The following is a 24540-nucleotide window of genomic DNA, read 5'->3' on the forward strand; positions in this document are numbered from 1 at the left end:
CTTATTCCTCCTTTCTTTCCATACCGTTTCCACAGCTGCCGCCTGATTGACAGGCAAACTCACTGATAGGCATACATTCCTTTACTTTTTCAAAAAAGTCCAGAATAACTCTTGCGTTGGCATCGCTGAGAGAGCAGAAATATTGACACAGTTTTTGATTGGCCTCACTGTGGTATTCCTGATGTCCCAGCCTTGCCTTGTCACCCTCCTGTGTAAGCCTGTAATATTTCTCTTTTTTGTTCCCGGACAGTTTATATTGCTCAATCAGATTTTTTTCTGTCAGCTTTGCCGTCATTTGAGTGATCGCGCCCTGGGTGACGCCCATAATCTCCGACAACATACGGGCATTTGCATTGGGATATTCATAAATCGTGTCAATCAGATTCATTTCTGCATGATACAGCAAATGGGACTCGTTATATTTTTGAGGGCATCTTTGCTCATCTGTGATCATAGCAATCACATCAAACAAGTTTCCGATTAATTTGCACTCCATGTCTTTTTCCTTTCAATTCATCATGAGTTATGGGGTAAAATGATATCGCCATCCCCTCCAATATTCTTACAGAACAATGGTTGATTACAGTTTTAATTGCGAATTTAGTATAGCACCTATAGAATCTGCTGTCAATATACTTTAGTTGCTAAAGAATATTGGCGATTCCTGATGGGATGGGTGAGAGGATATGCATATCGCCTGTGAAAATAAGGGCTATACAGATTCTCCGGTTTTATTAACCGAATCAGACAAGCAGCGAAGCAGTTTGTAAATATCCGATTGACTGATTAAATCCGAATGATTACAGGAAGTCTTTTTTTGTGGTTTTCTGAAGTGGCTTCTTACCATGCTTTGAATGTGTTTACGATTATATAATCATAATATAAAATGCTGGATAAATAAAAAAGAATTATATGCGGATAAAAAAACAGATAATATTGTGAAAAATGTGTTTAAAAAATATAGAGTTTTATATAAGTGAAAAATATGTACAAATAATTATCGTAAAAATATATAAAATGCACAAAATATTTAAAACAAACATATAATTCAAAAACGATCATTTAACGCTCTTGAAAAACTGGTATAGTAATGATATTATCTACATGTAAAGATAAAAACGAACATAACCGATCATAAAACGATCGTAAAAGTAAAGGAGGATGTTTGAATGAGCAAAGTGGAAGAAATCACAAGGGAAAGCTGGATCATGAGCACGTTTCCTGAATGGGGAACCTGGCTCAATGAAGAAATTGAAAATGAGACAGTGGAACCCGGAACAGTTGCCATGTGGTGGCTGGGCTGTACCGGCATGTGGTTTAAGACTCCGGGCGGCTGCAACATTACCGTGGATTTATGGTGCGGGAACGGAAAACGCTCTCATGGAAACGGAAAGATGGCCGTGGGCCATCAGATGGCAAATATGTGCGGTGCAAGGGCAATGCAGCCTAATTTGAGGGCGGTTCCTTTTGTAATCGATCCGTTTGCCGTTAAGCATGTGGATGCCGTACTGGCAACCCATTACCATCAGGATCATATGAGCCTGGAATATGCTGCACATGTGATCCAAAGCAACATGACTACAGTGGATGAGAATGGAAAGGAGATTCCTGTTCCTTTTATCGGCCCTAAGAAATCTGTGGAGCTGTGGCAGAAATGGGGAGTTCCGGCAGAACGCTGCATTACGGTGGTGCCTGGAGACAGTATTAAAATAAAGGATATTGAGATCGTGGCCCTTGATTCCTTTGACAGGACCTGCCTTGTGACAACAGATTCCACCGGCCCGGACCGTGAGGAGCTGACAGGAAAGTGCCCTATGGATATGGATGAAAAAGCGGTAAACTATTTAATCAAAACTCCCGGCGGGAATATTTATCACAGCGGGGATTCCCATTACTCCATTTATTTTGCAAAGCACGGGAAAGATTATGACATTGACGTGGCCTTTGGATCTTATGGGGAGAATCCGGTTGGAATGGCTGATAAGATGACCTCCTGTGATATCCTGCGCATGGCAGAAGCTTTAAGGTGTAAGGTGGTGATTCCAATCCACTACGATGTATGGACCAATTTCATGGCGGATGTGAATGAAATCAGGGTACTCTATGATATGAAGAAGGACCGGTTGGATTATAGGTTCCATCCCTTTTTCTGGGAGGTAGGCGGAAAATACGTTTATCCCACGGATAAGGACAAGCTGGCTTACCACCACAGAAGAGGCTTTGAGGACTGCTTTGAAGCACCTCAGAATATTCCGTTCCGTTCACTTTTGTAATCAGGAAAGAGGAGAAAACATGCTGAGAGATTTTGTGGAGAAGAAACATTATAAGTTTGCCGGGGAAGCAAAGGATTGGGAGGATGCCATCCGGATGAGCTGTGAGTGTCTGGAAGAGGATGGGACGGTAGAAGCAAATTATAAGGAAGAGATCATTGCCTGTATTAAGAAGTACGGACCTTATATCATTATTTTGCCGGACATTGCCATGCCTCATTCCCAGGAGGGCGCAAAAGGGGTACATAAAACCAGCATCGCCTTCATGAAACTGGAAAAGCCGGTGAGCTTTGATGCAGAGGATCCGGAAAAGGACGCGCAGCTTTTCTTTACGCTGGCCTCCTGCAATCCGGACCAGCATCTGGATAATATGAGCCGGCTGTCAGAACTGCTTAGCAATGAAGAAGTGATCGGGGAACTTAAGAAAGCCAAAGATTCAGAGGATTTGCTGCGGATTCAGGAACGATACTTGGATTAAGGAAAAGGGGATAATACAATGGAGATTTTAATGAAGGTATGGACTTTTTTTGCCACAAACGTATTACAGCAGCCGGCGTTTATGATAGGTTTGATCGTTATGATAGGTTACATCTTGCTGAGAAAACCGTGGTATGATATACTGGCTGGGACTTTAAAAGCGATCGTGGGCTATTTGATCTTAATGGTTGGTTCCGGCGGACTGGTCAATAACTTCCGTCCGGTACTGGTAGGCTTAAAGGACAGGTTCCATATAGACGCCATGGTAATAGATCCTTATTTCGGTCAGAATGCCGTTACGGCAGGCGTTGGAGAAGTGTTTGGAAAAGGATTCGGGGATGCGATGATCCTGTTGTTTATTGCATTTATCGTCAACATCCTCCTTGTGCGTTTTTCAAAATACACAAAGCTCCGGGCCCTGTTTACCACCGGTAATGTTCAGGTGCAGCAGGCTGCGACCGCATACTGGCTGATCATGTTTGCCTGTCCGTTCCTGTTAAATGGAAGAGTTGCCATGCTGGTGGTTATGGCCCTTCTTTTAGGAGCTTACTGGGCAGTGGGTTCAAACCTGACCATTAAGCCCTGCCAGGAGGTTACAGATGGAGCCGGTTTCTGTCTGGCACATCAGCAGATGTTTGGGGTTGCGGTCAGCTATTACCTTGCAGGAAAGCTGTTCGGAAAAGAAAATAAGAAAAACAACGGGAAAGAAGTTAAAAAGATCGAAGATATTGAACTGCCTGGTTTTATGTCCATCTTTAATGACAATATGGTGTGTACTTCCATCTTAATGGTTGTATTTTTCGGGGCCATTCTTTGTATCCTTGGCAGGGATTATCTGATTGAAGGACAGTTTATGAAAGAAGGAGCAAGTATGTTTTTCTATGTCCTTCAGACTTGTTTATACTTTGCAGTGTATCTGGCAATTCTGCAGTTAGGCGTGCGTACCTTTGTGGCAGAACTGACAGCCTCTTTCCAGGGAATCGCAGACAGAATCCTCCCAGGCTCTGTTCCGGGAGTGGACTGTGCCGTAATTTTTGGCTTTGGTGCGGCAAATGCTGTGACTTTGGGATTTTTATCAGGCTTTGCAGGACAGATCCTGGCCATTACGGCGTTGATCTTATTAAAGAGTCCGGTACTGGTTATATGCGGTTTCGTTCCAGTGTTCTTTGATAATGCCACCATCGGTGTTTTTGCAAATGAAAAGGGCGGATTTAAAGCGGCTCTCCTTCTTCCCTTCCTGTCCGGCTTATGTCAGGTATTTGGTTCTGCTTTCATTGCAGGCTGGGTAGGCATGGCAGCCTACGGCGGATACTTAGGAATGTGGGATTGGGCGGTCGTATGGCCGGTATTTACCGTTGTCATGAAGTATTTAAGCTATGTTGGTATTGCGGTGGTACTGGTTGCATTGCTGGCTATTCCCCAGATCCAGTATTGGAAAGATAAAAAAGGTTATTTCCTTATGACAGAGGATTATGAAGCGTATAAAGAAATGAAGACAAACAAGGAATAAGTGAGATCAAGGAGGGTTTTCATCGTGGCAGGTAAAAATTTAAGCTTTTTGGTGTGTTGCGCAAATGGGGCGGGTTCAAGCCTGATGGCACAGATGACTTTGGAGAAGGTGCTGAAAAAGTATAATATCAAAGCATTGAAGGTCCATCACTGTGCCCTTTCCGAGGGAAAGGGGTCAGCTCCCCAGTATGACGTGGTGGTCTGTGCCCAGAATTTCAAGGATATGTTTGCACATGCCGAGAAAAAAGGCGTTAAGATCATTCCCCTTAAGAATGTGATGTCTGCTCCGGAAATTGAAACCAAGTTAAAAGAGCAGGGGATCATTCAGGAAGATTAACCAATCAAATTTAACCAATCAAATTTTCGTCTGCCGGATGAAAACCTCCGGCAGGCGGTGTCACATAAACTGTGGATCGCAACAGTGATCAAATATTGATAAAAGTGCAGGTGAGCCGATGAAAAGAGAGTATGCCCTTGTGGAGGAAAGAAGAGAGCATATATTAGATATCGTAAGAAACAGCCCCAAGGTGTCCGTTAACAGCTTGGCAGAGCAGTGCGGGATTTCTGTAATAACGGTCCGGAGAGATTTGCAGTATCTGGAAGACAGGAAGCTTTTAAAGCGCTGTCACGGCGGCGCCATTCCCATTGAAAAAGGCCCTGCACAAGCAAATGAAATATTACTTTACAGGCGGTTAATTGCCAGCTATGCTGCAACTTTGGTGGAAGACAATGACACGCTGTTTATAAACACAAGCAGCACTGCCTTGCAGATATTGGAATACATCAAGGCCAGGAATGTTACGGTCATAACCAACAATGGAAAGGCGATCAACAGTGAACATGGAACCGGGGTGAATATCATTCTCACCGGAGGGGAACTCCGGTATCCCAAAGAAGCCATGGTAGGAGATCTTGCGGTCAGGAACCTTCAGAACATCTATGCAAAAAAGGCTTTCATGGGATGCTCAGGCATTTCCGTCATGTCCGGAATGACCACGGAGATCATGAATGAGGTGTGTCTTAACGAACTGATGATCGAGCACACAAGAAACGAGCTGTATATTCTGGCCGACCATACGAAAATAGGGAAAAACAGCAGCTTTTCAAGCTGCAGCATAAATAAAGTTCAGCATTTGATCACTGATGAAAAAGCGCCTGAAGATATATTAAAAGAATTTAAGGAGGCTGGAGTGCAGATCCACCAGGTGAAAAAAGGAGGTTTTTAGGTGAAAACCTATACACTTGGATTGTATGAAAAGTCAATGCCGTCTGAATTAACCTGGAAAGAAAAGCTGGAGGCTGCTAAAAGCGCGGGCTTTGATTTCCTGGAAATGAGTGTAGACGAAACAGATGAAAAGCTGGGACGTCTGGAAATGACTTCAAAGGAACGGCTGGAGCTGATAAAATTGATGAAGGCCGCAGGAATTCCCATAGGGACAATGTGTCTGAGCGGGCACCGGAAGTATCCTCTGGGAAGCCATGACCCTGAAATAAAGAAAAAAAGCATAGAGATCATGAGCAAAGCCATTGATCTGGCGTCAGATCTGGGAATCAGGATCATCCAGCTGGCCGGGTATGATGTGTATTATGAAGAATCCGACGAGGAAACAAGGCGGTATTTTGAGGACAACTTAAAAAAAGCAGCTGAAATGGCTGCCAGCGCCGGAGTTGTTCTTGGATTTGAAACCATGGAGACCGGATTCATGAATACGGTGGAAAAGGCCATGAAGTATGTGAAGCAGATCTCCTCCGTGTACTTAAACGTTTATCCTGATATAGGGAATATAACAAATGCCGCATGTACTTATGGAACGGATGTATTGGAAGACTTAAGGTTTGGAGGCGGGCGTCTGGCCGCCATGCATTTAAAAGAGACAAAACCCGGCATATTCCGTGAGGTCCCATACGGAGAAGGCCATGTAGATTTTAAGAAGGCCATTGAGACGGCCTGGAAGCTGGGAGTAAGGAAATATGTAACAGAGTTCTGGTACACGGGAAGCCCTTCCTGGAAGGAAGACTTAGCTTCGGCAAATCTAAAAATGTCCAGAATATTGATGGCACAGGAGTGAAAGGAAAAATGATGATGAAGGTTGAAAAAAAGGTGATGGGAAATTTAACGAAATGCTATTCCATTGCCCCGCTTCACTACAAGGGAAGGGATCACATCCTGGTCGCGGCGGAAAAGATGGACCGCTGCCTGCTGTTTGACACAGAAGGCAATCTGGAAGACACGATCTGGACGGAGCCTGGCGGCGTGATGACCATGGTTCAGATCCCGGGTACGGATGGACAGTTTCTGGCAACTCATAAATTCTATTCTCCCAATGATTCCAAGGAAGCAAAAATAGTCATAGTGACTCCTGGCGGGCAAAACGGCTGGGAGGTAAGAACTTTGGCGGATCTTCCCTTTGTACACCGGTTCCATATCATAGAACGGAACGGCACCAACTATCTGATCGCGTGCACTTTAAAATCAGGCCATGAATACAAAGAGGACTGGTCCTCTCCCGGAAAGGTGTATGGGGCGGTCCTGCCTGAGGATTTAAGCGGATTTGATGAAGAGCATCAGCTCCGGCTGGAAGTGATCAAGGATGGCATGTTTAAAAACCATGGATATTACAAGGTGGAGGACCAGGGGATCCAGACCAGCATTATATCCTGCGACAGCGGGGTTTACCAGTTTATTCCGCCGGAGCAGCCGTCAGGGTCCTGGGAGATCTGCCGGCTGATCAAAGCGGCGGCCAGCGATGCGGTGCTGGTGGATTTTGATGAGGACGGAGAGAAGGAATTAGCTGTTATTTCTCCATTTCACGGGGATAAGATCAGCATCTGGAAAAAAACAGACGGGGAATATAAAGAAGTATATGTTTATGACCGGCCAACACAATTCAATCATGCCATTTTCGGGGGCATGCTGTACGGCAAGCCGGCCCTGATCATCGGTCACCGGCAAGGGGAACGCAATCTTTTGGCCTTTACCTATGATCCTGTCCAGGCTTCTTACCAGGTGCAGATATTGGACAGGGACTGCGGCCCTGCCAATGTATATAAGTATACAAAAGACGGGAAGGAGATCCTCATCTCCACCAATCATGGGATTGATGAAATTGCCATGTACACACTTATACCATGAGTGCAAGTGAGTTTAAGAGCTTGCTTTTGCAGTGAGCGGCGAATGTTGATCATGTGCTTTTGCACATGATACTATAGGAGGTAACACATGTTAGAAGCCTTAAAGCAGCTTGTTTACGAAGCCAATATGGAGCTTCCAAGGTATGGACTTGTCACCTTTACCTGGGGCAATGTCAGTGCCATTGACCGTGAAACGGGCATGTTTGTCATTAAGCCCAGCGGAGTGGATTATAATGAGCTGAAACCGGAAGATATGGTGGTCATGGATTTAGAGGGGAGAAAAGTGGAAGGAAGGTATAATCCTTCCTCCGATACCCCCACCCATTTAGAGCTTTACAAGGCATTTCCAAAGATCGGGGGAATTGTGCACACCCATTCCTCCTGGGCTACCAGCTGGGCCCAGGCAGGGCGGGGGATACCCTGCTACGGTACCACCCATGCGGATTACATATACGGAGAGGTTCCCTGCCTGCGCTGCCTGACAGCGGAAGAGATTGAGGCCGGGTACGAGAAAAATACGGGACTTCTTATCACAGACTGTTTCAAGAATAAGGAGTACATGGCAGTTCCGGCCTGCTTATGTAAAAACCATGGCCCCTTTACCTGGGGAAAGGATGCAAAGGAAGCTGTGCATCATGCAGTGGTTCTGGAAGAGGTGGCCAAGATGGCATTCCGGTGTGAACAGATCAATCCAAAGGCAGCCCCTGCGCCTGAAGAGCTGCAGGATAAGCATTATTTAAGAAAGCATGGGACCAATGCTTATTACGGTCAGAAGACAGGAGTATAGACTTTGATTAAAAAAGTCATTTGAGGACTGCATGGGTGAAGCGTTCTGGGAAACTTTTAAGGAGGAATGAGAAATGAGATTTTTTTAGACACGGCAAATGTTGAGCATATCAGCTAAGCCAATGACATGGGAGTGATCTGCGGAAGGGTTAAAGGCTACAAAGGTGCTGTCTTCTGAGGGGATCAAGCGTGCGCAACCCCATGCATGTCATTGGCTGTGCAAAAGCCGGGGCAGATATTGCGGCGGTTCCTTACAGCGTAATCGAACAGATGACAAAGCACCCCTTAACAGACCAGGGGATTGAGAAGTTTAAAGAGGACTACCGCAAGGTATTTGGGGAATAGATCATCAGGAAACTGAATTGCCGGACTTTTTTGATGGTGATATGTCAAAAGAAAGGGAGAAATCTCTCCGGAATATGTAAAAGCCTGCCTTCCTGACTGGAAAGGTGGGCTTATGTTTTGTAAAGAAAATCATGCTTAAGAAAGGTAATTCTTCATGGTTTTTAGCGCATTTTTTTCCAGGCGGCTTACCTGTGCCTGGCTGATATGGATTTCTTCCGCAACCTCGGTCTGGGTTTTTCCTTCGAAAAAGCGCATGTCAATGATGTGGCGTTCCCTTTCCGGAAGGCGTCTCATGGCCTCATTTAAGGAGATGTCCTCCACCCAGTTTTCTTCCAGGTTTTTTTTGTCACTGATCTGGTCCATGACAAACAGAGGGTCACCGCCGTCGGAGTAAACCGGCTCATAAAGGCTGACCGGGCTTTGAATGGCATCCAGAGCATAGGTGATGTCTTCCTTGCTGACTCCGATCTCCTCGGCAATCTCCATAAGGGTCGGCTCCTTTAAGTTCTTTTTCATCAGATTTTCTTTGGCGTAGATTGCTTTATAAGCGGTATCCCGCAGGGACCGGCTGACACGGATGGAATTGTTATCCCGAAGATAACGCCGTACTTCGCCCAAAATCATGGGCACCGCGTAGGTGGAGAACCGGACATTCTGCGTAATATCAAAATTGTCAATGGCTTTGATTAAACCGATGCAGCCAATCTGAAATAAGTCGTCCACGTTTTCGTTGCTGCCTGAAAAACGTTGTATGACACTGAGAACCAGTCTTAAGTTTCCCTTGATGTAATCTTCTCTGGCCTTTTTATCTCCGTTAAGAATCCGTTTGAACAGAACTTCCTTTTCCTCGTTGCTCAGAAGAGGCAGTTTGGAAGTATTGACTCCGCAAATCTCTACTTTGTATCCAGACATATCTTTCCCTCCGCATCATTTTTTATTCCCGCAAAGGCAATGAGCCAAAATCAAGCTCGCTTGATCCTGGATTGCCTGCGGGGTCAAATACTTTGCAGCTTCCTGCAGGGTATCTGACTATCATAAAGAAATGATGTACTCATTCGAGGGCTTTTATACGATAGCCGAATCAATTTTTATTTCCAGTTTTTAGGTCATTATTAATCCAGCTTATTTTTTTCATACAGAATCAGCAATCCTTTTAATAGGAGAGCCTCGTCACAATGAATTTTATGATAGCACAGCGGGACAACGGAGGAAGCCAGGCCGCCGGTGGCCACAAGGCTTGCAGAAGTCCCAAGCTCTGCCTCCATTCGGTCGATCAGTCCGTCGATCATGGCGGCGTTGCCGTAAAGAATTCCATTTTTCATACAGTCAATGGTATTTTTGCCGATCACCCTGGTGGGTTTGTTTAAGCCGATGTAAGGAAGCTGGGCTGCCCGGCTGCTTAAGGAATCCAAAGATACTCTCAATCCGGGGAAAATGACGCCGCCGGAGTAATTTCCCTGCCGGTCAATGACGGACATGGTGGTAGCTGTTCCCATGTCGATGACGATGATGGGAGCAGGATATTCTTTTAATGCAGCCACCGCATCCACAATCAAATCGCTGCCAACGGTCTTGGGGTTGTCCATTTTTATGTTCAGCCCGGTCTTCATTCCGGATCCCACCAGCATAGGTGTTTTTCCTGTTATTTTTTTAACAGCGCTCAGGACCACATCCGTGAGAGGAGGGACGACAGAAGCCAGGATTGCACCTTCTATGGAAGAGAGGGGAAGGTTGTGGATTTCCATAATGTCTTTTATATTAACCGCATATTCCAGCTCGGTTTTTCCATGATTCGTGGTGACTCGTTCTACAAAATAAGTGCCGGTATTGTCAATGCCGCCTATGACAATATTGCTGTTTCCCATATCAATGGCCAAAATCATAAAGGGAACTCCTTTCCAACTTTTTTTTCTTGTGATATAATGAGCGCAAGAGAGCGAAGAGAAGCTTGCTTCTCGGCGCGAACGGTGAATGTGATCATGATTCGCAGAATCATGATATAATAGCGCAAGAGAGCGAAGAGAAGCTTGCTTCTCGGCGCGAACGGTGAATGTGGATCATGATTCGCAGAATCATGATATATTGTAGAGTACCATATTTTAAAATGAAAAACAAGGAAGTTTGATTTGCCTTTGGCTCATCGGACAGGAGGCACTTATGCTGAAAGGAAAAACTATCATTTTAGGAGTAACAGGTAGCATTGCGGCCTATAAAATAGCCGGACTTGCCAGTATGCTGGTAAAAAAGGGCTGCAAGGTCCATGTCATCATGACCCGGAATGCCACCAACTTCATCAATCCCATTACATTTGAAACATTGACAGGCAATAAATGCCTGGTAGATACTTTTGACCGCAATTTTCAGTACAGCGTGGAGCATGTGGCCTTGGCAAAGCTTGCCGATGTGGTGCTGGTCGCTCCTGCCAGCGCCAATGTGGTTGCAAAGCTGGCTCATGGAATAGCAGATGATATGCTGACCACCACTGTTCTGGCCTGTAAGTGCAGGAAAATCATTTCTCCGGCCATGAATACCAATATGTATGAAAATCCCATTGTCCAGGATAATTTAAAGATTTGCGAATCTTATGGCATGGAAGTGATACGCCCTGACTTTGGGTATCTGGCCTGCGGCGATATTGGAGCGGGAAAAATGCCGGATCCGGAGGTTCTCTTTGATTTCATTGAAAAAGAGGTCTGTTATGAAAAGGACTTAGCCGGAAAGAAAATTCTGGTTACAGCCGGTCCCACCAGGGAAGCCATTGATCCGGTCCGGTTTATTACCAATCATTCCTCCGGGAAAATGGGTTATGCAGTTGCAAAGGCTGCATCTCTCAGAGGTGCGGAGGTGACCCTTGTAAGCGGGAAAACGGATATTCCAAAGCCCAGGTTTGTGCGTTTCATAGAGATTGGCAGTGCAAAGGAAATGTTTGATGCGGTCACGGCTGAATCAGAAACTCAGGATGCGGTCATTAAGGCCGCTGCCGTAGCGGATTACCGCCCAAAACATGTGGGAACAGAAAAAACAAAGAAAAAAGACGGAGAAATGGTTATAGAACTGGAACGGACGGACGATATCCTTAAGTGGCTGGGAGAGCATCGGAAAGAAGGGCAGTTCCTCTGCGGCTTTTCCATGGAGACCCAGAACATGCTGGAAAATTCAAGGGCAAAGCTTGATAAAAAGAATGTGGACATGATTGTTGCCAACAACTTAAAAGTGGCTGGGGCCGGTTTTGGAACGGACACCAATGTAGTCACCATCATTACCAGGGAAAAAGAACTGCCCCTGGAAACGATGACAAAAGATGAAGTGGCCCACCGCATTCTGGACGAGATATTTTCCAGTCAGAATGAGGGAAAGAAGGAGTAAGACATTATGAGAGTTGAAAAAAGGCAGATCATTGTACCTGGGCAGGTGACAGGTCCGGCAAGTTTGACCGGTTATTTACTGGACAGCATAAGCGTGAATCCGGATAAGCTGCGCCCTGCTGTTATCGTGCTTCCCGGAGGCGGATACATCCGCAGATCAGACAGGGAAAGCGAGCCAATAGCTTTGCAGTTCATGTCCATGGGCTGTCATGGGTTTGTACTGGATTACAGCGTGGCTCCCAACCGTTTCCCGGTTTCTTTAAGAGAGCTTGCTGAAGCGGTGGCTGTTATCAGAGAACATGGGGCAGAATGGAAGGTGGACACGAACAGGATCATTGCATGCGGCTTTTCCGCAGCAGGTCATTTAGCCTGCAGTCTTGGGGTTTTCTGGGACAGAGATTTTGCGTGGGAGGCCATAAACAGGACCCCTGAAGAAATACGGCCCGATGGGCTGATCTTAAATTATCCGGTAATCACAAGCGGGGAATTTAAACACGCCGGCTCTGTTTTAAGCCTTTTAGGTGAAGAGGCAACAAAGGAGGAAACGGAAGGCATATCCCTGGAACGGTTTGTAACGGAAAAGATGCCCAGAGCCTTTTTATGGCATACCTATACGGACGCTTCGGTACCCCTTGAAAACACCCTTCTCCTGGCTGACGCCATGAGAAAGCATCATGTGAATTTTGAACTCCATGTTTACCCTGCGGGAGTCCATGGTCTGTCCCTGGCCAATGAGGAAACCGCGGGCTCCGATGAGAACCTCCTTGAACCTTCCTGTCAGAGCTGGATTTCGCTTGCAAAGACGTGGATTTCAAATTTTTAACCGAATCAAGCAGCGGAGCGGATTGAGGATATCCGTTTGTCTATGGAAGAGTGAATCTTGACTTATGGTTGGAATCATACTACAATAGACAAGTTGAGACGTAAAATTTGGAGGAACTATTTTTGTGAATATAGCGGAAGAGATTAAGAAGAGAAGAACATTTGCCATTATTTCCCATCCGGATGCGGGAAAAACCACGCTGACAGAGAAATTTCTGCTTTATGGAGGGGCCATCAACCTGGCTGGAACGGTAAAGGGAAGAAAAGGTGCCAAGCATGCAGTTTCCGACTGGATGGAGATTGAAAAGGAGAGAGGTATTTCCGTCACCTCCTCTGTTTTACAGTTTAATTACGACGGATTTTGTATTAACATTCTGGACACACCCGGCCACCAGGATTTCTCCGAGGATACTTATCGTACCTTGATGGCGGCCGATTCCGCTGTCATGGTCATTGATGGTTCCAAGGGTGTGGAGGCTCAGACCATCAAGCTGTTTAAAGTCTGCGTTATGCGCCATATCCCCATTTTTACATTTGTGAATAAGATGGACCGGGAAGCAAGAGATCCTTTTGAACTGATGGATGAAATCGAGGAAGTTCTTGGGATCAGGACCTGTCCGGTTAATTGGCCGATTGGCTGCGGAAGGGATTTTAAAGGGGTTTATGACCGCTTTAAAGAGACCATAACCACATTCCGTGCTTCCATGAACGGGCAGAAGGAAGTGGAGGCAACAGAAGTTCAGCTGGGTGATGCCCAGGTGGATACACTGATCGGGGAAAGCTATCACCGGCAGCTTATGGAAGATATTGAACTCCTTGACGGCGCCAGCGATGAGCTGGATATGGAACGGGTAGGCAAGGGAGACTTGTCTCCTGTATTTTTTGGTTCAGCACTTACAAATTTCGGAGTGGAGACATTTTTGCAGCATTTTCTTCAGATGACAACCTCTCCCCTTCCAAGGCTGACAACAACAGGAGTTGTGGACCCCTTTGAAGAGGACTTTTCCGCTTTTGTATTCAAGATACAGGCCAACATGAACAAGGCCCACAGGGACCGCATTGCATTCATGCGGATCGTATCCGGTAAGTTTGACGCAGGCATGGAGGTGAACCATGTCCAGGGCGGCAAAAAGCTGCGCTTATCCCAGCCTCAGCAGCTTATGGCCCAGGATCGTAAGATCGTGGAAGAAGCCTATGCAGGGGATATTATCGGTGTTTTTGATCCGGGCATCTTTTCTATTGGAGACACCCTTTGCAAATCCAATGAGAAATTGGAATATGAAGGGATCCCCACCTTTGCACCGGAGCATTTCGCAAGGGTGAGGCAGATGGACACCATGAAAAGAAAGCAGTTTATCAAAGGCGTGAACCAGATCGCACAGGAAGGTGCCATTCAGATATTCCAGGAGTTTAATACCGGAATGGAGGAGATCATTGTGGGAGTTGTAGGGGAACTGCAGTTTGAAGTATTGACCTACCGTCTGGAAAACGAGTACAATGTGGAAGTGAAGCTTGAAAAGCTTCCATATGAATATATCCGCTGGATCGAGAATAAGGATGAAATTGATGTGGCAAAGATTCAGGGAACATCAGATATGAAACGGATCAAGGATCTAAAAGACAATCCGCTTCTCTTATTTGTCAACAGCTGGAGCGTAGGCATGGTGTTGGAGCGAAATCCGGGACTGAGGCTTTCCGAATTCGGTCATAGCTAAGTCATAACCCGTATAAATCAGATACCGGAAATCCGGGAACAGTTTATGAAGAATAATATATAAGGAGGCAGCAGACAATGAGTAAAATTGATGAAGTAAGGGCAGCCATGGTAGAGGCCATGAAGGCAAAGAACAAGCAGAGAAAGGATGCCTTATCCATGCTCCTTTCCTCTCTTAAGAATTTTGAGATCGATAAGAAGGATCACACTCCCATTACTGAGGATGAGGCCAATGCGGTTGTAAAGAAGGAAATCAAGCAGACTCAGGAGACTCATGACCTGGCGCCTGAGGACAGGACGGATATCAGGGAGGAAGCGGCGTTCCGTATTTCCGTTTATAAGGAGTTTGCTCCGGAGGATATGGGAGAGGAGCAGATCAAGGAAATCATTCAATCTGTTCTCCAGGAACTGGGAATCGAAACTCCCACCGGGGCTGACAAGGGAAGAATCATGAAGGTCCTGATGCCCAGGGTAAAAGGAAAAGCGGATGGCAAGGCCGTAAATGACGCACTGGCAGCTATGATGAAGTAAGAAAAGGGGTGTGGACCATGTACAGGAAGGAAATTGAGGAATATATAGAGTCACATAAGCAGGAGATGATCGACGACATCTGCACACTGTGCCGTATTAACAGCGAAAAGATGGCCTACAGGGAAGGAATGCCATATGGGAAGGGAGCATTTGAGGCTTTGTCTGAAGCCCTGGCAATCGCGGAATCCTACGGTTTTTCCATTACCAATTACGATAATTATGTAGGAACAGCAGATTTAAATGATAAGGAGCGCCAGCTTGATATCCTGGCTCACCTTGATGTGGTTCCGGCAGGAGAAGGCTGGAAGGAAACAGAACCCTTTGAGCCGGTGGCAAAGGAAGGAAAGCTGTTTGGCCGCGGTACAGCAGATGACAAAGGCCCGGCTGTTGCAGCCCTTTACGCCATGAGAGCGGTAAAGGAGCTGAATATTCCCCTTAAGAAAAATGTCCGGCTGATCCTTGGAACCGACGAAGAGTGCGGAAGCTCTGACATTGCCCATTATTATGCCATAGAAGAGGAAGCTCCCATGACCTTTTCTCCTGACGGCTCTTTTCCGGTGGTGAATACGGAAAAAGGCGGGTTAAACGGTCATTTTACCGCTGAGTGGGCTCCATCATCCAGCTTTCCAAAGCTGGTAAGCATAAATGCCGGAACAAAGGTAAATGTGGTGCCTGGAAAAGCTACTGCAGTGGTAGCAGGCATTGACGCCAAAGCCCTTGAGCATGCTGCAGCAGAGTGTGAAAAGAAAACAGGGATTCGTTTTCAACTGGAGCTGGAAGAAGACACCGCAACCATTACGGCAATCGGTGAAAGTGCCCATGCTTCCCTCCCTGAGGAGGGAAACAATGCCCTGACAGGACTTCTTTCGTATTTAATTAAGCTTCCCCTGGCAGAGTGCCGGCAGGTGACCATGATCCGCCGCCTTTTGGAGCTGATTCCCCATGGGGACACTTCAGGAAAAGCCCTGGGAATCGCCATGGAAGATGAGCTTTCCGGCAGCCTGACTCTGGCATTCAGCTTATTAAAGGTAACGGAATCCTGTCTGGAAGGAACCTTTGACAGCCGGTGCCCTGTCTGCGCTACAGAAGAAAATGTTCTGGAGGTTGTAAAAAGGAACATGACGGAAAAGGGCTTTACCCTTCACAACGATTCCATGAGACCGCCTCATCACGTGGATGGAAATTCAGAATTCGTAAAAACCCTGCTGAATGTTTATGAAAGCTATACCGGCTTAAAGGGAGAGTGCGTGTCCATGGGCGGTGGTACTTATGTCCATGAATTAAAGAACGGCGTTGCCTTCGGCGCTTCCATGCCGGGGACAGATAACCGCATGCATGGAGCCGACGAGTACGCGGTCATTGATGAACTTGTGGTAAGCGCTAAGATATTTGCCCAGGTGATCGTGGATCTGTGTTCATAAAATTTCGGGTTTTTGTCCCTGATTTTAAAATAAGTATTGACAAAAGCAGGATGAGAGCGTAAAATACGGCTCATAAAGGAATTCCTAGTTTGCCTATAGGAATCAGTGGAAGGAGTAGCTGCCATGAACCAGTTAAAAGCCATGCAGATGAATATGGATCCGATGGACGGCATGTGTATGATGATGTGTCGTGTATCAGAATGCATAAAAATACGATAATCGTTTCATTTGTATGGATTGTGATTGGAATTCGCTGAGAGCAGCAAAACGCGGAAATTTTTAGGTCGCAAGTCTGTGCAGGGCTTGCGGCCTTTTTGTACCTTAAAGAAAAGAAATGAAAGGAAAAGGAAATAGACATATGCAGTCAGCAGAACCTATTATCCAGCTGGTGGGACTGGGAAAAGAGTTCCGAACCGCAAACGGCCCCATTAAGGCCCTAGATGATATTAACCTGTCCATTGAACAGGGAGAAATATTTGGAATTATCGGTTTGAGCGGAGCCGGTAAGAGCACCTTGGTCCGCTGTATCAATTATCTGGAAATCCCTACATCGGGAGATGTGCTTTTCGAGAATAAGAGTCTGGCTTCTATGCGGCCCCGGGAGCAGAGGCTGGCCAGACAGTCCATGGGCATGATCTTTCAGCAGTTTAACCTGCTGGCCCAGAGGAATGTATTACAGAATGTGTGCTTTCCTCTGGAAATCGCAGGCGTTCCCAAAAAGGATGGGATCAAAAGGGCTATGGAGCTTTTGGAAATCGTGGGACTTAAAGAGAGGGCAAAGGCTTATCCGGCCCAGTTGTCAGGCGGGCAGAAGCAAAGGGTTGCCATAGCAAGAGCCCTGGCGACCAATCCCAAGGTTCTCCTTTGCGATGAAGCCACAAGCGCTTTGGATCCAAATACCACAAAGTCCATACTGGGGCTTTTAAAGGATATTAACCGGTCCATGGGAGTTACGGTGGTGGTCATCACCCATGAGATGACGGTGATCGAAGCCATCTGCGACCGGGTGGCGATTATTGACCAGAGCCACATTGCAGAAGTGGGAAACGTAACAGAAATATTCTCTGAGCCAAAGTCCAAAATCGGAAGACAGCTCATATTAGGGGAGGCGGCGGAATTAGTCAGCCGGTTCGGCGGCTCCAGAAGGGTCCGGATTTCCTTTGACGGCCGGTCTTCCTTTGAACCGGTCCTTGCCAATATGATATTAGCCTGTAAGGTCCCGGTGAATATTATGCATGCCGAGACAAGGGACATTAACGGAACCGCTATGGGACAGATGGTCATCCAGCTTCCGGAGGAGGAAGTGGACCAGAACAGGATCCTTAATTATTTAAAGACAGCGGGAATCACTCATGAGGAGGTAAAGGATTATGATCTTTGATGCAACCGTTTTGCAGATGCTTAAAACAGGCATATGGGAAAGCTTGTTCATGACATTTACCTCATCCTTTTTTGCGTACCTTATCGGAATTCCCTTAGGCATTTTTCTGGTTGTTACGGACAAAGAAGGGATCTATCCCATCCCCTGGTTTCAGAGGATTCTGGGTCTGATTATAAACCTGCTCCGGTCCGTGCCGTTTATCATTCTGTTGATTATGGTGCTTCCCATTACAAGGGCTGTTGTGGGTACTACCCTGGGAGCAAAGGCTGTGATCCCCCCGTTGGTAATAGCCTCAGCGCCCTATGTAGCCAGAGTCGTGGAAGCTTCCTTTAAGGAAGTGGATCCAGGCGTGATCGAGGCGGCAAAATCCATGGGTTCTTCCACCCTTCAGATCATATGGAAGGTTCTTCTTCCGGAAGCAAAGCCTTCCCTCTTGGTTGGAGCGGCTCTTTCCGTCACTACCATATTGGCCTATTCTGCTATGGCAGGCTTTGTAGGCGGAGGCGGACTTGGAGATATTGCAATTAAATACGGATATTACCGCTACCAGACGGAGATGATGTTTATAACCGTGGCAATTCTTGTTATCATTGTCCAGGTCATTCAGGAGGCAGGAATGAAACTATCCAGAGTGAGCGATAAGAGAATTAAGTAGTAACAGCCTAAGGCGTTACCATAAAAAATTTTAAGGAGGAAAAAGTTATGAAAAAGTCACTTTATGTACTTACGGCAGCACTGGTTGCCGCAGGAGCACTGACCGCATGCTCAGGAAGTAAGGGAGCACCGGCAACGACCGCAGCAGAGACAACACAGGCTGCAACAACAGAAGCAGCGAAGACAGATGAAACAACGGCAGCAGAGAGCAAGGAGGCTTCCGGCGACTTGGAAAAGATCGTTGTAGGCGCAACTCCGGCTCCTCACGCAGAGATTTTAAATGCTGCAAAGGATATCCTAAAGGAAAAGGGATATGAGCTGGTGGTAAAAGAATATACGGATTATGTACAGCCAAACCTGGCCCTTGAATCCGGAGATCTAGATGCCAACTATTTCCAGCACAAGCCATATCTGGATCAGTTCAACGAGGAAAAGGGAACAGACCTTGTAAGCGCAGCAGCTATTCACTATGAACCTTTCGGCATTTATGCCGGAAAGACCGATTCTCTTGACAACCTTCCTGACGGAGCCCAGATCGCAGTGCCGAATGACGTTTCCAACGAGGCAAGAGCTCTTCTTTTACTGGCAGACAAGGGGCTGATCGGCTTAAAGGAAGGTGTTGAGCTGGAGGCTACCAAGAATGACATTGTAAAAAATGACAAGAACTTCAAGATCGTTGAAGTTGAAGCTGCCCAGCTTCCCCGTTCCTTAGGCGACGTGGATGTGGCTGTTATCAATGGAAACTATGCAATTGAGGCCGGCTTAAAGGTATCTGATGCCCTGGCCGTAGAGGATGCCAAGTCAGTAGCAGCGACCCTTTACAGCAACATTGTTGCCGTACGTGCAGGAGAGGAAAGCAGTGAGAAGACAAAAGCCCTTGTGGAAGCTTTAACAAGCGATACCATTAAAAAGTTTATTGAAGACACCTACGATGGTGCGGTAGTTCCTTCTTTCTAAATAAGGGATCTTTTAAGCAATGATAAAAGGCCGTTATGGAGACGCTTTAAGCAGTTTCCATAGCGGCCTTTTTTGGTCAAAGGGCTGGCGGGCAGTCACATTTGGCCAGTCTCTGCGGCATCTATTGCACCAGCCGCTGTCTTAAAATTTCAAGATACCGTTCATTCTTCTCACAATTTTCCAAAGCAAAAGACTTCATGATTCTGGATATATCCTCACGGCTGCAGTTTTTAAACTGATTTGCGTATTCCGGCTGTAAGACACCTGCGGCAAAGCCGGTCAGCAAAGCGTAGTTCATACATTTCTGAAAGGTGCCGAAGGTATAATTCGGAGCCTCTTCCAGGAGAGACAACATGTATCTGGTGAATTCCCTGGTCACTTCTTTGCCTGGGCATTCGCTTCGCCATGCGGTGAAGTTTTCGGCTCCTAAAAGACCCTTCTGACGCTGGACCCCTGCGACCTGCCGCAGGTATTCACTGTCCGGCTTAACCGTTACCCAGCCCATGGTGCCGCAGTCCTTATAAGTCCAGGTGGTCCAGTGAAGACCAAGCTCATTCATTGCCTTTAACTGGTCGTCCATGGATGCCAGGCGGTTTGGCATATCCTCTTCTCCCGTACAATACTGGGAGCCAAATTCCCCGACCCATAAAGGAACCTGATATTTTTCGGAAAATTGCCAGCCTTCTGTTTCCTTAATATGATTTATCTGCTTTTCATAATCCCAGTAGCTGGCTGTTTCAACCCGGTCATTATGCAGTTCCTCGTAATGTCCCGGATATTTGCCGGGGCCAAAGCTGGAGATGATGTAATCGTGGGAGGAATAAACAAGGTTTTCGGCAAAAGGGGCCTCCAGACCGGAAAAATTATGTCCGTAGCAGTCGCCTTCGATAAAGATGATGTGGTCCGGATCAATCTCCCGGATGGCGTGTACCGTATTCCTTACAACCTGGTTGAAGGTTTCGTAATCCGAGGTGAAATTTTCGTACATGTTAAAGGGATAATCCCCGCTGCGGCAGCTGGAGCTTGGCTCGTTGAACAATTCATAGCCGGCCACTGCGGGACGGCCGCAAAAACGCCGGGCCAGCTCCTGCATAAAGCTGATGTAACGTTTCTGGTAGCAGGCATCGGTCCAGAACAGGGAGATTCCCCCGTCATTGTCGCTGTGCCAGTGGGTGTTCTGCCAGCCCTGTATGGCGTGCATGTCTAAAATGACGTATAAATGGTGGCGCTCACACAGGGAGACGGCTGCCTCCAGGATCTTAAATCCCTTTTCTTTGTAGACAAAGGGCTGGGAATCATCTTCAAAATGCCTGTAGTTGAGCGCCAGGCGCACGCAGTTTGCCCCGGTGGAAGCTATAAAGCGTACATCCTCTTCAGACAAAAATTCTTTCATCATTTCGGTGAAGAAAAACTCTCCATTTTCCTTTCCCAGCCGGCCGGCCATGTGCTCTCTTAAGGAAATTTCTGTTCCTGGATAACCGTTGATAAAATTTTCCATATTCATCCAGCCGCCGATGCAGGTACCTCGCAGATAGACCTGGCGCCCGGATTCTGTGACAATTGCTTTTCCTTTGGTTTTAAGAAACTCCATAAAAATATCTCCTTTCGGTATGTAATTCGCTTTATTGTATATTTTACCATTAGGATGCGGAGCGCTCAATATGATGAATTATCAACATTTTATAAAAAAAGAATAAGAAAAGAAGGTTAAATGTAAATGTTGACGAATTTTCATACTTATCATTCTTAAATCCTTGTGTTAAAATGCAGCTATGAAGTTCATGAATTTCGGGTTTAAAAAAGTTTTTCAGTAATATGAAAATATTTATATTGGAGGAGGAACCATGAGGTTAACAAAGAGTATTGGTATGTTGCTGCTGGGGATTTCTATGGCAGCATCCTTGACAGCCTGCAAGAGTACATCCGGGAGCGCACCGGAGTCTGCGGCTGACGGGAACAGCGCCCAAACGTCGGGAGAGACAACGGCCGGCAATAGCACCCAAGGGTTGGGAGAGACTGGGGCGCCTGCGGCTCCGGGGGAGGTCACAACCCTTCGGATGTGGTCCAATGACCAGCATGATCAGGCTGTATATGATGAAAAGATAAAGGAATTTAATGAGACCATCGGCAAAGAAAAAGGGATTGCGGTTGAATATACGGTATACGGCAGTGATTATTACACAACTCTGGACGTGGCTGTAACGGCCGGAGAAGGCCCGGACATCTTTAAGAGCAACAAGATAGGAAATTATTCCAAGGCTGGTTACATCATGCCCTGGGAGACGATAGAAGGCTTAAAGGGACTGGTTGAGCGGTTCCGGCAGTATAATGCGCCGGGATATGGAATATATGGGGATAAAACCTATGCCATTCCGTTCCGGGTAACAAACTACGGAATTGCCTGTAACATGGATATTTTTAGGAAAAATGGGCTGACCGTGCCTGAAACATGGGACGAGATGCGGGAAGCGGCACGGGTAATTACAGAAAACAGCGGCGGTTCTACATATGGTTATGCGCTGGCTATGGGCTATTCCTCCTATGATTATTTTTATGTAAATCTTGCCAATGCCGCCAGTGTTGGGGATGAATATTTTAATCATACAACCGGAAGATATGATTATTCCAGCCTTCGGGGGTTCTTCGGACATTTGCAGGATATTATTGATGACGGAAGCATGTTCCCAGGCTTTGAAACCATGGACGGAGATACGGCCAGAGCTCAGTTTTCCGCCGGAAATATTGGTATGGTAGGAGTGTTATCTTCCGATGTTATGACCTTTAAAAAGCAGTTCCCCTGTGATTTTGAGTGGGAGGTTATCCCTTATCCTGTAAAGGATGCAAAAAACCGCTTCAAAGAGCCTGTGGGCGTGTCCTTATCTTATGTGATCAATTCCGATGTAAAGGAGAAGGGATATGAGGATAAGGTTGCGGAATTTATGAAGTTCCTGTATTCTGACGAATTGTTTGTGGCAACCAACGAGGCACAGGTGGATATCAGCATCCTTGGTGATGAGATTACCAGTCTGTCAACGGCTGCAAATATGGACCCCAACTGGCTGCGGTTCTCGGATATGGATATCTACTGCATCAAATATCCCAATCCGGACGGTGAATTATCCATTGAGGGAGACGGTTTCCATGATGTATACAGTAAGATCCTTACAGGAGTAGTAGATGTAGATGCAGGTCTGGAGGATTTAACAGTCCGCTATAATGAGGCTTTGGATCAGGCAATTTCATCAGGCAAAGTAGATATTAAGGATTACATTGATCCCGATATTACTTTAAAGATGAAGTGGGTGAAGTAGAACTTAAGTCAGCACTTCCGGATATGCATATCTATTTGGAAGTGCTTTTTTAAAGAGGTGCTTATGAGCAGAATATTAAAAAGGAGTAATAAACTTCACAAAGGGAACAAAATCCAGGAGATACTCATGATCACGCCCATGACAATCGGGTTTTTGATGTTTTCCGTATATCCCATTATCTGGGTGCTGCGCTGGTCATTTTTTAAATACAATGGCTACAGCGATCCGGTTTTTATCGGCCTGGACAACTTTGTCCGGGCATTTGCCAGGGATCCCGCCTACTGGGATTCATTAAAAAACACCTTTCTGATTGCCGGTATTAAGATGCTGATCGAAATTCCCCTTTCCCTGCTGCTGGCAGTTTTACTGAATAATAAGATAAATGGCAGCTCGTTTTTTCGGGTGGTGTTCTTCCTGCCTTCGGTGTTCAGTATCGCGGTGGTGGGATTGATCTTCTCCATCCTTTTCAGTGCGTATAATGGGATTATCAATGCCGCTCTTCGGGAGATTGGTTTTATATCGCGGAATATCAGCTGGTTCAGTGATAAGGGGCATGCCATGTTTGTGATCATCCTGGTGTCCCTGTGGACAACATTTGGTTTAAATATGATTTACTTTCTCATGGGTCTGCAGAATATTTCCAAATCCTTATATGAATGTGCGTCTATTGACGGAGCTGACGAGATTCAGCAGTTTTTTCACATTACCGTGCCCATGGTAGCGCCTATTCTTCAACTGGTACTGATGATGAGTGTTTTGGGAACGATGAAGATGACGGACTTAATTCTGGTTCTCACCAACGGTGCCCCCGGCGGTTCCACAGAGGTAGTAATGACGTATATTTTCAAATACTTCTTCTCTTACGGCGAAAGCTCTTCAAAAGAAGTGCAGTTTGGCTATGCTTCGGCAATGGCGGTTATCACGGCAATTATTTTGGGGATCGTGACGCTTATCTATTTGAAGGTATCAGAGAAAATGCAGTCGGTTGATGAATAGGGAGGAGGAAAGCGATGAAAAAGGTATCGAAACACATACTGAGGATTATTCTGTACGGTTTTCTGGCTGTGGTTACGCTGTTTGCCGTCTTCCCGGTCGTCTATATTTTGCTGTCGTCTTTTAAATCCAACCAGGAGATACTGGTTGGCGGAGTCCGGATTATTCCCCGGGAATGGCATCTGGAAAATTATGTACAGGCATGGAATCTGGCTAACTTTGGAAAATTGACCTTTAACAGTATTTTCTATACAGTGGCAGTGGTGGCAGGTTGTGTCCTTACCTCGATTTTGGCCGGTTATGTGTTTGCCAGGGGGACGACAAGATTCTCCCGGCTGGTTAACGCCATGCTGCTGTGCTCCATGTTTGTTTCTATTGGAACCTTGTCCCTGTATCCCCAGCTGAGCCTTGCCAAGCTGTTTGGGCTGAATGGAACGCTTTGGGGGCCGATTATCATCAGGGTTTTTGGGATGAATGCAACTCAGGTTTTTGTTGCCACAGGGTTTGTCCGCCAGATTTCCAGGGAGATAGATGAAGCGGCGCAGATCGATGGATGCAGTTTCTTCGGGATTTTTTGCCGGATTATTTTCCCGCTGTGCAAGCCGCTGGTGGCGACCACAGGGCTGATGGCTTTCCGGACAGCCTGGAGCGATTATCTGCTTCCCTATGTATTTACCATATCAGCCAAGGAAAAATGGCCGCTGGTAGTCGGAGTAGTCAGCTTAAAATCCAGCGGAGAAGCTGTTTCCTCCTGGAATTTAATGCTTGCAGGAATTAGTATTTCAATTCTTCCCATGTTTATTATATACTTATTCTTAAACAAATATTTTATTTCAGGACTGACGGAAGGTTCTGTCAAAGGATAAGTGAGG

23 protein-coding genes and 1 pseudogene are annotated in these 24540 nt (G+C 46.3%); 20 read left to right on the forward strand and 4 right to left on the reverse strand.

From position 1 onward, the window contains the following. Position 1: 1 nt before the first annotated feature. A complete protein-coding gene (locus tag K401_RS32000) occupies positions 2 to 496 on the reverse strand; it encodes a MarR family transcriptional regulator (RefSeq protein WP_051464067.1) in 495 nt (164 codons plus the stop codon). A gap of 673 nt (positions 497 to 1169) precedes the next feature. On the opposite strand from K401_RS32000, the gene ulaG reads away from it, so the two are divergent. From ulaG to K401_RS32560, 9 genes and pseudogenes are all read left to right on the forward strand, one after another. Further along, positions 1170 to 2273, forward strand: coding sequence for an L-ascorbate 6-phosphate lactonase (gene ulaG / locus K401_RS0121580; protein ID WP_024294904.1), 1104 nt, complete (start codon positions 1170 to 1172; stop codon positions 2271 to 2273). Positions 2274 to 2292: 19 nt separating this feature from the next. Beyond that, positions 2293 to 2748 (forward strand): PTS sugar transporter subunit IIA, encoded by a 456-nt coding sequence (locus K401_RS0121585; RefSeq protein WP_024294905.1) that lies wholly within the window; start codon positions 2293 to 2295, stop codon positions 2746 to 2748. Between the two features lie 18 nt (positions 2749 to 2766). Then, complete coding sequence (ulaA, locus tag K401_RS0121590; protein WP_024294906.1) at positions 2767 to 4257, forward strand: PTS ascorbate transporter subunit IIC; 1491 nt, start codon at positions 2767 to 2769, stop codon at positions 4255 to 4257. A 24-nt stretch (positions 4258 to 4281) separates the two neighbouring features. Further along, positions 4282 to 4593 carry a PTS sugar transporter subunit IIB gene (locus tag K401_RS0121595; RefSeq protein ID WP_024294907.1) on the forward strand — a complete coding sequence of 104 codons (312 nt, stop codon included), beginning with the start codon at positions 4282 to 4284 and terminating at the stop codon, positions 4591 to 4593. A gap of 118 nt (positions 4594 to 4711) precedes the next feature. After that, positions 4712 to 5482 carry a DeoR/GlpR family DNA-binding transcription regulator gene (locus tag K401_RS0121600; protein WP_024294908.1) on the forward strand — a complete coding sequence of 257 codons (771 nt, stop codon included), beginning with the start codon at positions 4712 to 4714 and terminating at the stop codon, positions 5480 to 5482. Beyond that, positions 5483 to 6325 (forward strand): L-ribulose-5-phosphate 3-epimerase, encoded by an 843-nt coding sequence (locus K401_RS0121605; RefSeq protein ID WP_024294909.1) that lies wholly within the window; start codon positions 5483 to 5485, stop codon positions 6323 to 6325. It begins immediately after the preceding gene. Positions 6326 to 6339: 14 nt separating this feature from the next. Beyond that, positions 6340 to 7389 (forward strand): hypothetical protein, encoded by a 1050-nt coding sequence (locus K401_RS0121610; RefSeq protein WP_024294910.1) that lies wholly within the window; start codon positions 6340 to 6342, stop codon positions 7387 to 7389. An 87-nt stretch (positions 7390 to 7476) separates the two neighbouring features. Then, positions 7477 to 8175 (forward strand): L-ribulose-5-phosphate 4-epimerase, encoded by a 699-nt coding sequence (locus K401_RS0121615; RefSeq protein ID WP_024294911.1) that lies wholly within the window; start codon positions 7477 to 7479, stop codon positions 8173 to 8175. Positions 8176 to 8357: 182 nt separating this feature from the next. After that, a pseudogene (locus K401_RS32560) lies at positions 8358 to 8519 on the forward strand (fructose-6-phosphate aldolase); the annotation flags it as partial. A gap of 135 nt (positions 8520 to 8654) precedes the next feature. Here K401_RS32560 and sigG read toward each other — a convergent pair. Both sigG and K401_RS0121630 read right to left on the reverse strand, forming a co-directional pair. Next, positions 8655 to 9431, reverse strand: coding sequence for an RNA polymerase sporulation sigma factor SigG (gene sigG / locus K401_RS0121625; protein WP_013273006.1), 777 nt, complete (start codon positions 9429 to 9431; stop codon positions 8655 to 8657). A gap of 200 nt (positions 9432 to 9631) precedes the next feature. Beyond that, positions 9632 to 10402 carry a type III pantothenate kinase gene (locus K401_RS0121630; RefSeq protein ID WP_024294912.1) on the reverse strand — a complete coding sequence of 257 codons (771 nt, stop codon included), beginning with the start codon at positions 10400 to 10402 and terminating at the stop codon, positions 9632 to 9634. 274 nt (positions 10403 to 10676) lie between these two features. On the opposite strand from K401_RS0121630, the gene coaBC reads away from it, so the two are divergent. From coaBC to K401_RS0121675, 8 genes are all read left to right on the forward strand, one after another. Further along, positions 10677 to 11885: a bifunctional phosphopantothenoylcysteine decarboxylase/phosphopantothenate--cysteine ligase CoaBC gene (coaBC, locus tag K401_RS0121635; protein WP_024294913.1), complete on the forward strand. Its 1209-nt coding sequence runs from the start codon at positions 10677 to 10679 to the stop codon at positions 11883 to 11885. A 6-nt stretch (positions 11886 to 11891) separates the two neighbouring features. Continuing rightward, positions 11892 to 12707: an alpha/beta hydrolase gene (locus tag K401_RS0121640; protein WP_024294914.1), complete on the forward strand. Its 816-nt coding sequence runs from the start codon at positions 11892 to 11894 to the stop codon at positions 12705 to 12707. A gap of 124 nt (positions 12708 to 12831) precedes the next feature. Continuing rightward, positions 12832 to 14421 carry a peptide chain release factor 3 gene (locus tag K401_RS0121645; RefSeq protein WP_024294915.1) on the forward strand — a complete coding sequence of 530 codons (1590 nt, stop codon included), beginning with the start codon at positions 12832 to 12834 and terminating at the stop codon, positions 14419 to 14421. 77 nt (positions 14422 to 14498) lie between these two features. Next, positions 14499 to 14951: a GatB/YqeY domain-containing protein gene (locus tag K401_RS0121650; RefSeq protein ID WP_024294916.1), complete on the forward strand. Its 453-nt coding sequence runs from the start codon at positions 14499 to 14501 to the stop codon at positions 14949 to 14951. Between the two features lie 17 nt (positions 14952 to 14968). Continuing rightward, positions 14969 to 16372, forward strand: a complete 1404-nt coding sequence (gene pepV / locus K401_RS0121655) for a dipeptidase PepV (RefSeq protein WP_024294917.1) — start codon at positions 14969 to 14971, stop codon at positions 16370 to 16372. Positions 16373 to 16730: 358 nt separating this feature from the next. Then, the gene (locus K401_RS0121665) at positions 16731 to 17753 is read left to right on the forward strand and encodes a methionine ABC transporter ATP-binding protein (RefSeq protein WP_024294918.1); all 1023 of its coding nucleotides are present in this window, start codon (positions 16731 to 16733) and stop codon (positions 17751 to 17753) included. Then, on the forward strand, positions 17743 to 18408 hold the full coding sequence (locus K401_RS0121670; RefSeq protein WP_024294919.1) for a methionine ABC transporter permease: 666 nt from the start codon (positions 17743 to 17745) through the stop codon (positions 18406 to 18408). The genes K401_RS0121665 and K401_RS0121670 overlap by 11 nt, the downstream gene beginning before the upstream one ends. A gap of 47 nt (positions 18409 to 18455) precedes the next feature. Then, positions 18456 to 19364, forward strand: coding sequence for a MetQ/NlpA family ABC transporter substrate-binding protein (locus K401_RS0121675; protein WP_024294920.1), 909 nt, complete (start codon positions 18456 to 18458; stop codon positions 19362 to 19364). Positions 19365 to 19485: 121 nt separating this feature from the next. Here the strand turns inward: K401_RS0121675 and K401_RS0121680 are convergent, their stop codons facing one another. After that, the gene (locus K401_RS0121680) at positions 19486 to 20955 is read right to left on the reverse strand and encodes a glycoside hydrolase family 5 protein (RefSeq protein ID WP_024294921.1); all 1470 of its coding nucleotides are present in this window, start codon (positions 20953 to 20955) and stop codon (positions 19486 to 19488) included. 253 nt (positions 20956 to 21208) lie between these two features. Here K401_RS0121680 and K401_RS0121685 point away from each other — a divergent pair, with 253 nt between their 5' ends. From K401_RS0121685 to K401_RS0121695, 3 genes are all read left to right on the forward strand, one after another. Next, positions 21209 to 22675, forward strand: a complete 1467-nt coding sequence (locus K401_RS0121685; protein WP_024294922.1) for an ABC transporter substrate-binding protein — start codon at positions 21209 to 21211, stop codon at positions 22673 to 22675. A 63-nt stretch (positions 22676 to 22738) separates the two neighbouring features. Beyond that, on the forward strand, positions 22739 to 23671 hold the full coding sequence (locus K401_RS0121690; RefSeq protein ID WP_024294923.1) for a carbohydrate ABC transporter permease: 933 nt from the start codon (positions 22739 to 22741) through the stop codon (positions 23669 to 23671). Positions 23672 to 23685: 14 nt separating this feature from the next. Beyond that, a complete protein-coding gene (locus tag K401_RS0121695) occupies positions 23686 to 24534 on the forward strand; it encodes a carbohydrate ABC transporter permease (protein ID WP_024294924.1) in 849 nt (282 codons plus the stop codon). Positions 24535 to 24540: the final 6 nt, after the last annotated feature.

It is taken from the genome of Lacrimispora indolis DSM 755, from assembly GCF_000526995.1.
Taxonomy (GTDB): Bacteria; Bacillota; Clostridia; order Lachnospirales; family Lachnospiraceae; genus Lacrimispora; species Lacrimispora indolis.

Coding starts and splice junctions, on each gene's coding strand:
- K401_RS0121640 (WP_024294914.1), top strand. CDS start 11,892: ATGAGAGTTGAAAAAAGGCAGATCATTGTACCTGGGCAGGTGACAGGT.
- sigG (WP_013273006.1), bottom strand. CDS start 9,431: ATGTCTGGATACAAAGTAGAGATTTGCGGAGTCAATACTTCCAAACTG.
- K401_RS0121690 (WP_024294923.1), top strand. CDS start 22,739: ATGAGCAGAATATTAAAAAGGAGTAATAAACTTCACAAAGGGAACAAA.
- K401_RS0121680 (WP_024294921.1), bottom strand. CDS start 20,955: ATGGAGTTTCTTAAAACCAAAGGAAAAGCAATTGTCACAGAATCCGGG.
- ulaG (WP_024294904.1), top strand. CDS start 1,170: ATGAGCAAAGTGGAAGAAATCACAAGGGAAAGCTGGATCATGAGCACG.
- K401_RS0121585 (WP_024294905.1), top strand. CDS start 2,293: ATGCTGAGAGATTTTGTGGAGAAGAAACATTATAAGTTTGCCGGGGAA.
- K401_RS0121650 (WP_024294916.1), top strand. CDS start 14,499: ATGAGTAAAATTGATGAAGTAAGGGCAGCCATGGTAGAGGCCATGAAG.
- K401_RS0121630 (WP_024294912.1), bottom strand. CDS start 10,402: ATGATTTTGGCCATTGATATGGGAAACAGCAATATTGTCATAGGCGGC.
- K401_RS32000 (WP_051464067.1), bottom strand. CDS start 496: ATGGAGTGCAAATTAATCGGAAACTTGTTTGATGTGATTGCTATGATC.
- K401_RS0121610 (WP_024294910.1), top strand. CDS start 6,340: ATGAAGGTTGAAAAAAAGGTGATGGGAAATTTAACGAAATGCTATTCC.
- K401_RS0121600 (WP_024294908.1), top strand. CDS start 4,712: ATGAAAAGAGAGTATGCCCTTGTGGAGGAAAGAAGAGAGCATATATTA.
- K401_RS0121615 (WP_024294911.1), top strand. CDS start 7,477: ATGTTAGAAGCCTTAAAGCAGCTTGTTTACGAAGCCAATATGGAGCTT.
- pepV (WP_024294917.1), top strand. CDS start 14,969: ATGTACAGGAAGGAAATTGAGGAATATATAGAGTCACATAAGCAGGAG.
- K401_RS0121675 (WP_024294920.1), top strand. CDS start 18,456: ATGAAAAAGTCACTTTATGTACTTACGGCAGCACTGGTTGCCGCAGGA.
- K401_RS0121665 (WP_024294918.1), top strand. CDS start 16,731: ATGCAGTCAGCAGAACCTATTATCCAGCTGGTGGGACTGGGAAAAGAG.
- ulaA (WP_024294906.1), top strand. CDS start 2,767: ATGGAGATTTTAATGAAGGTATGGACTTTTTTTGCCACAAACGTATTA.
- K401_RS0121685 (WP_024294922.1), top strand. CDS start 21,209: ATGAGGTTAACAAAGAGTATTGGTATGTTGCTGCTGGGGATTTCTATG.
- K401_RS0121695 (WP_024294924.1), top strand. CDS start 23,686: ATGAAAAAGGTATCGAAACACATACTGAGGATTATTCTGTACGGTTTT.
- K401_RS0121670 (WP_024294919.1), top strand. CDS start 17,743: ATGATCTTTGATGCAACCGTTTTGCAGATGCTTAAAACAGGCATATGG.
- coaBC (WP_024294913.1), top strand. CDS start 10,677: ATGCTGAAAGGAAAAACTATCATTTTAGGAGTAACAGGTAGCATTGCG.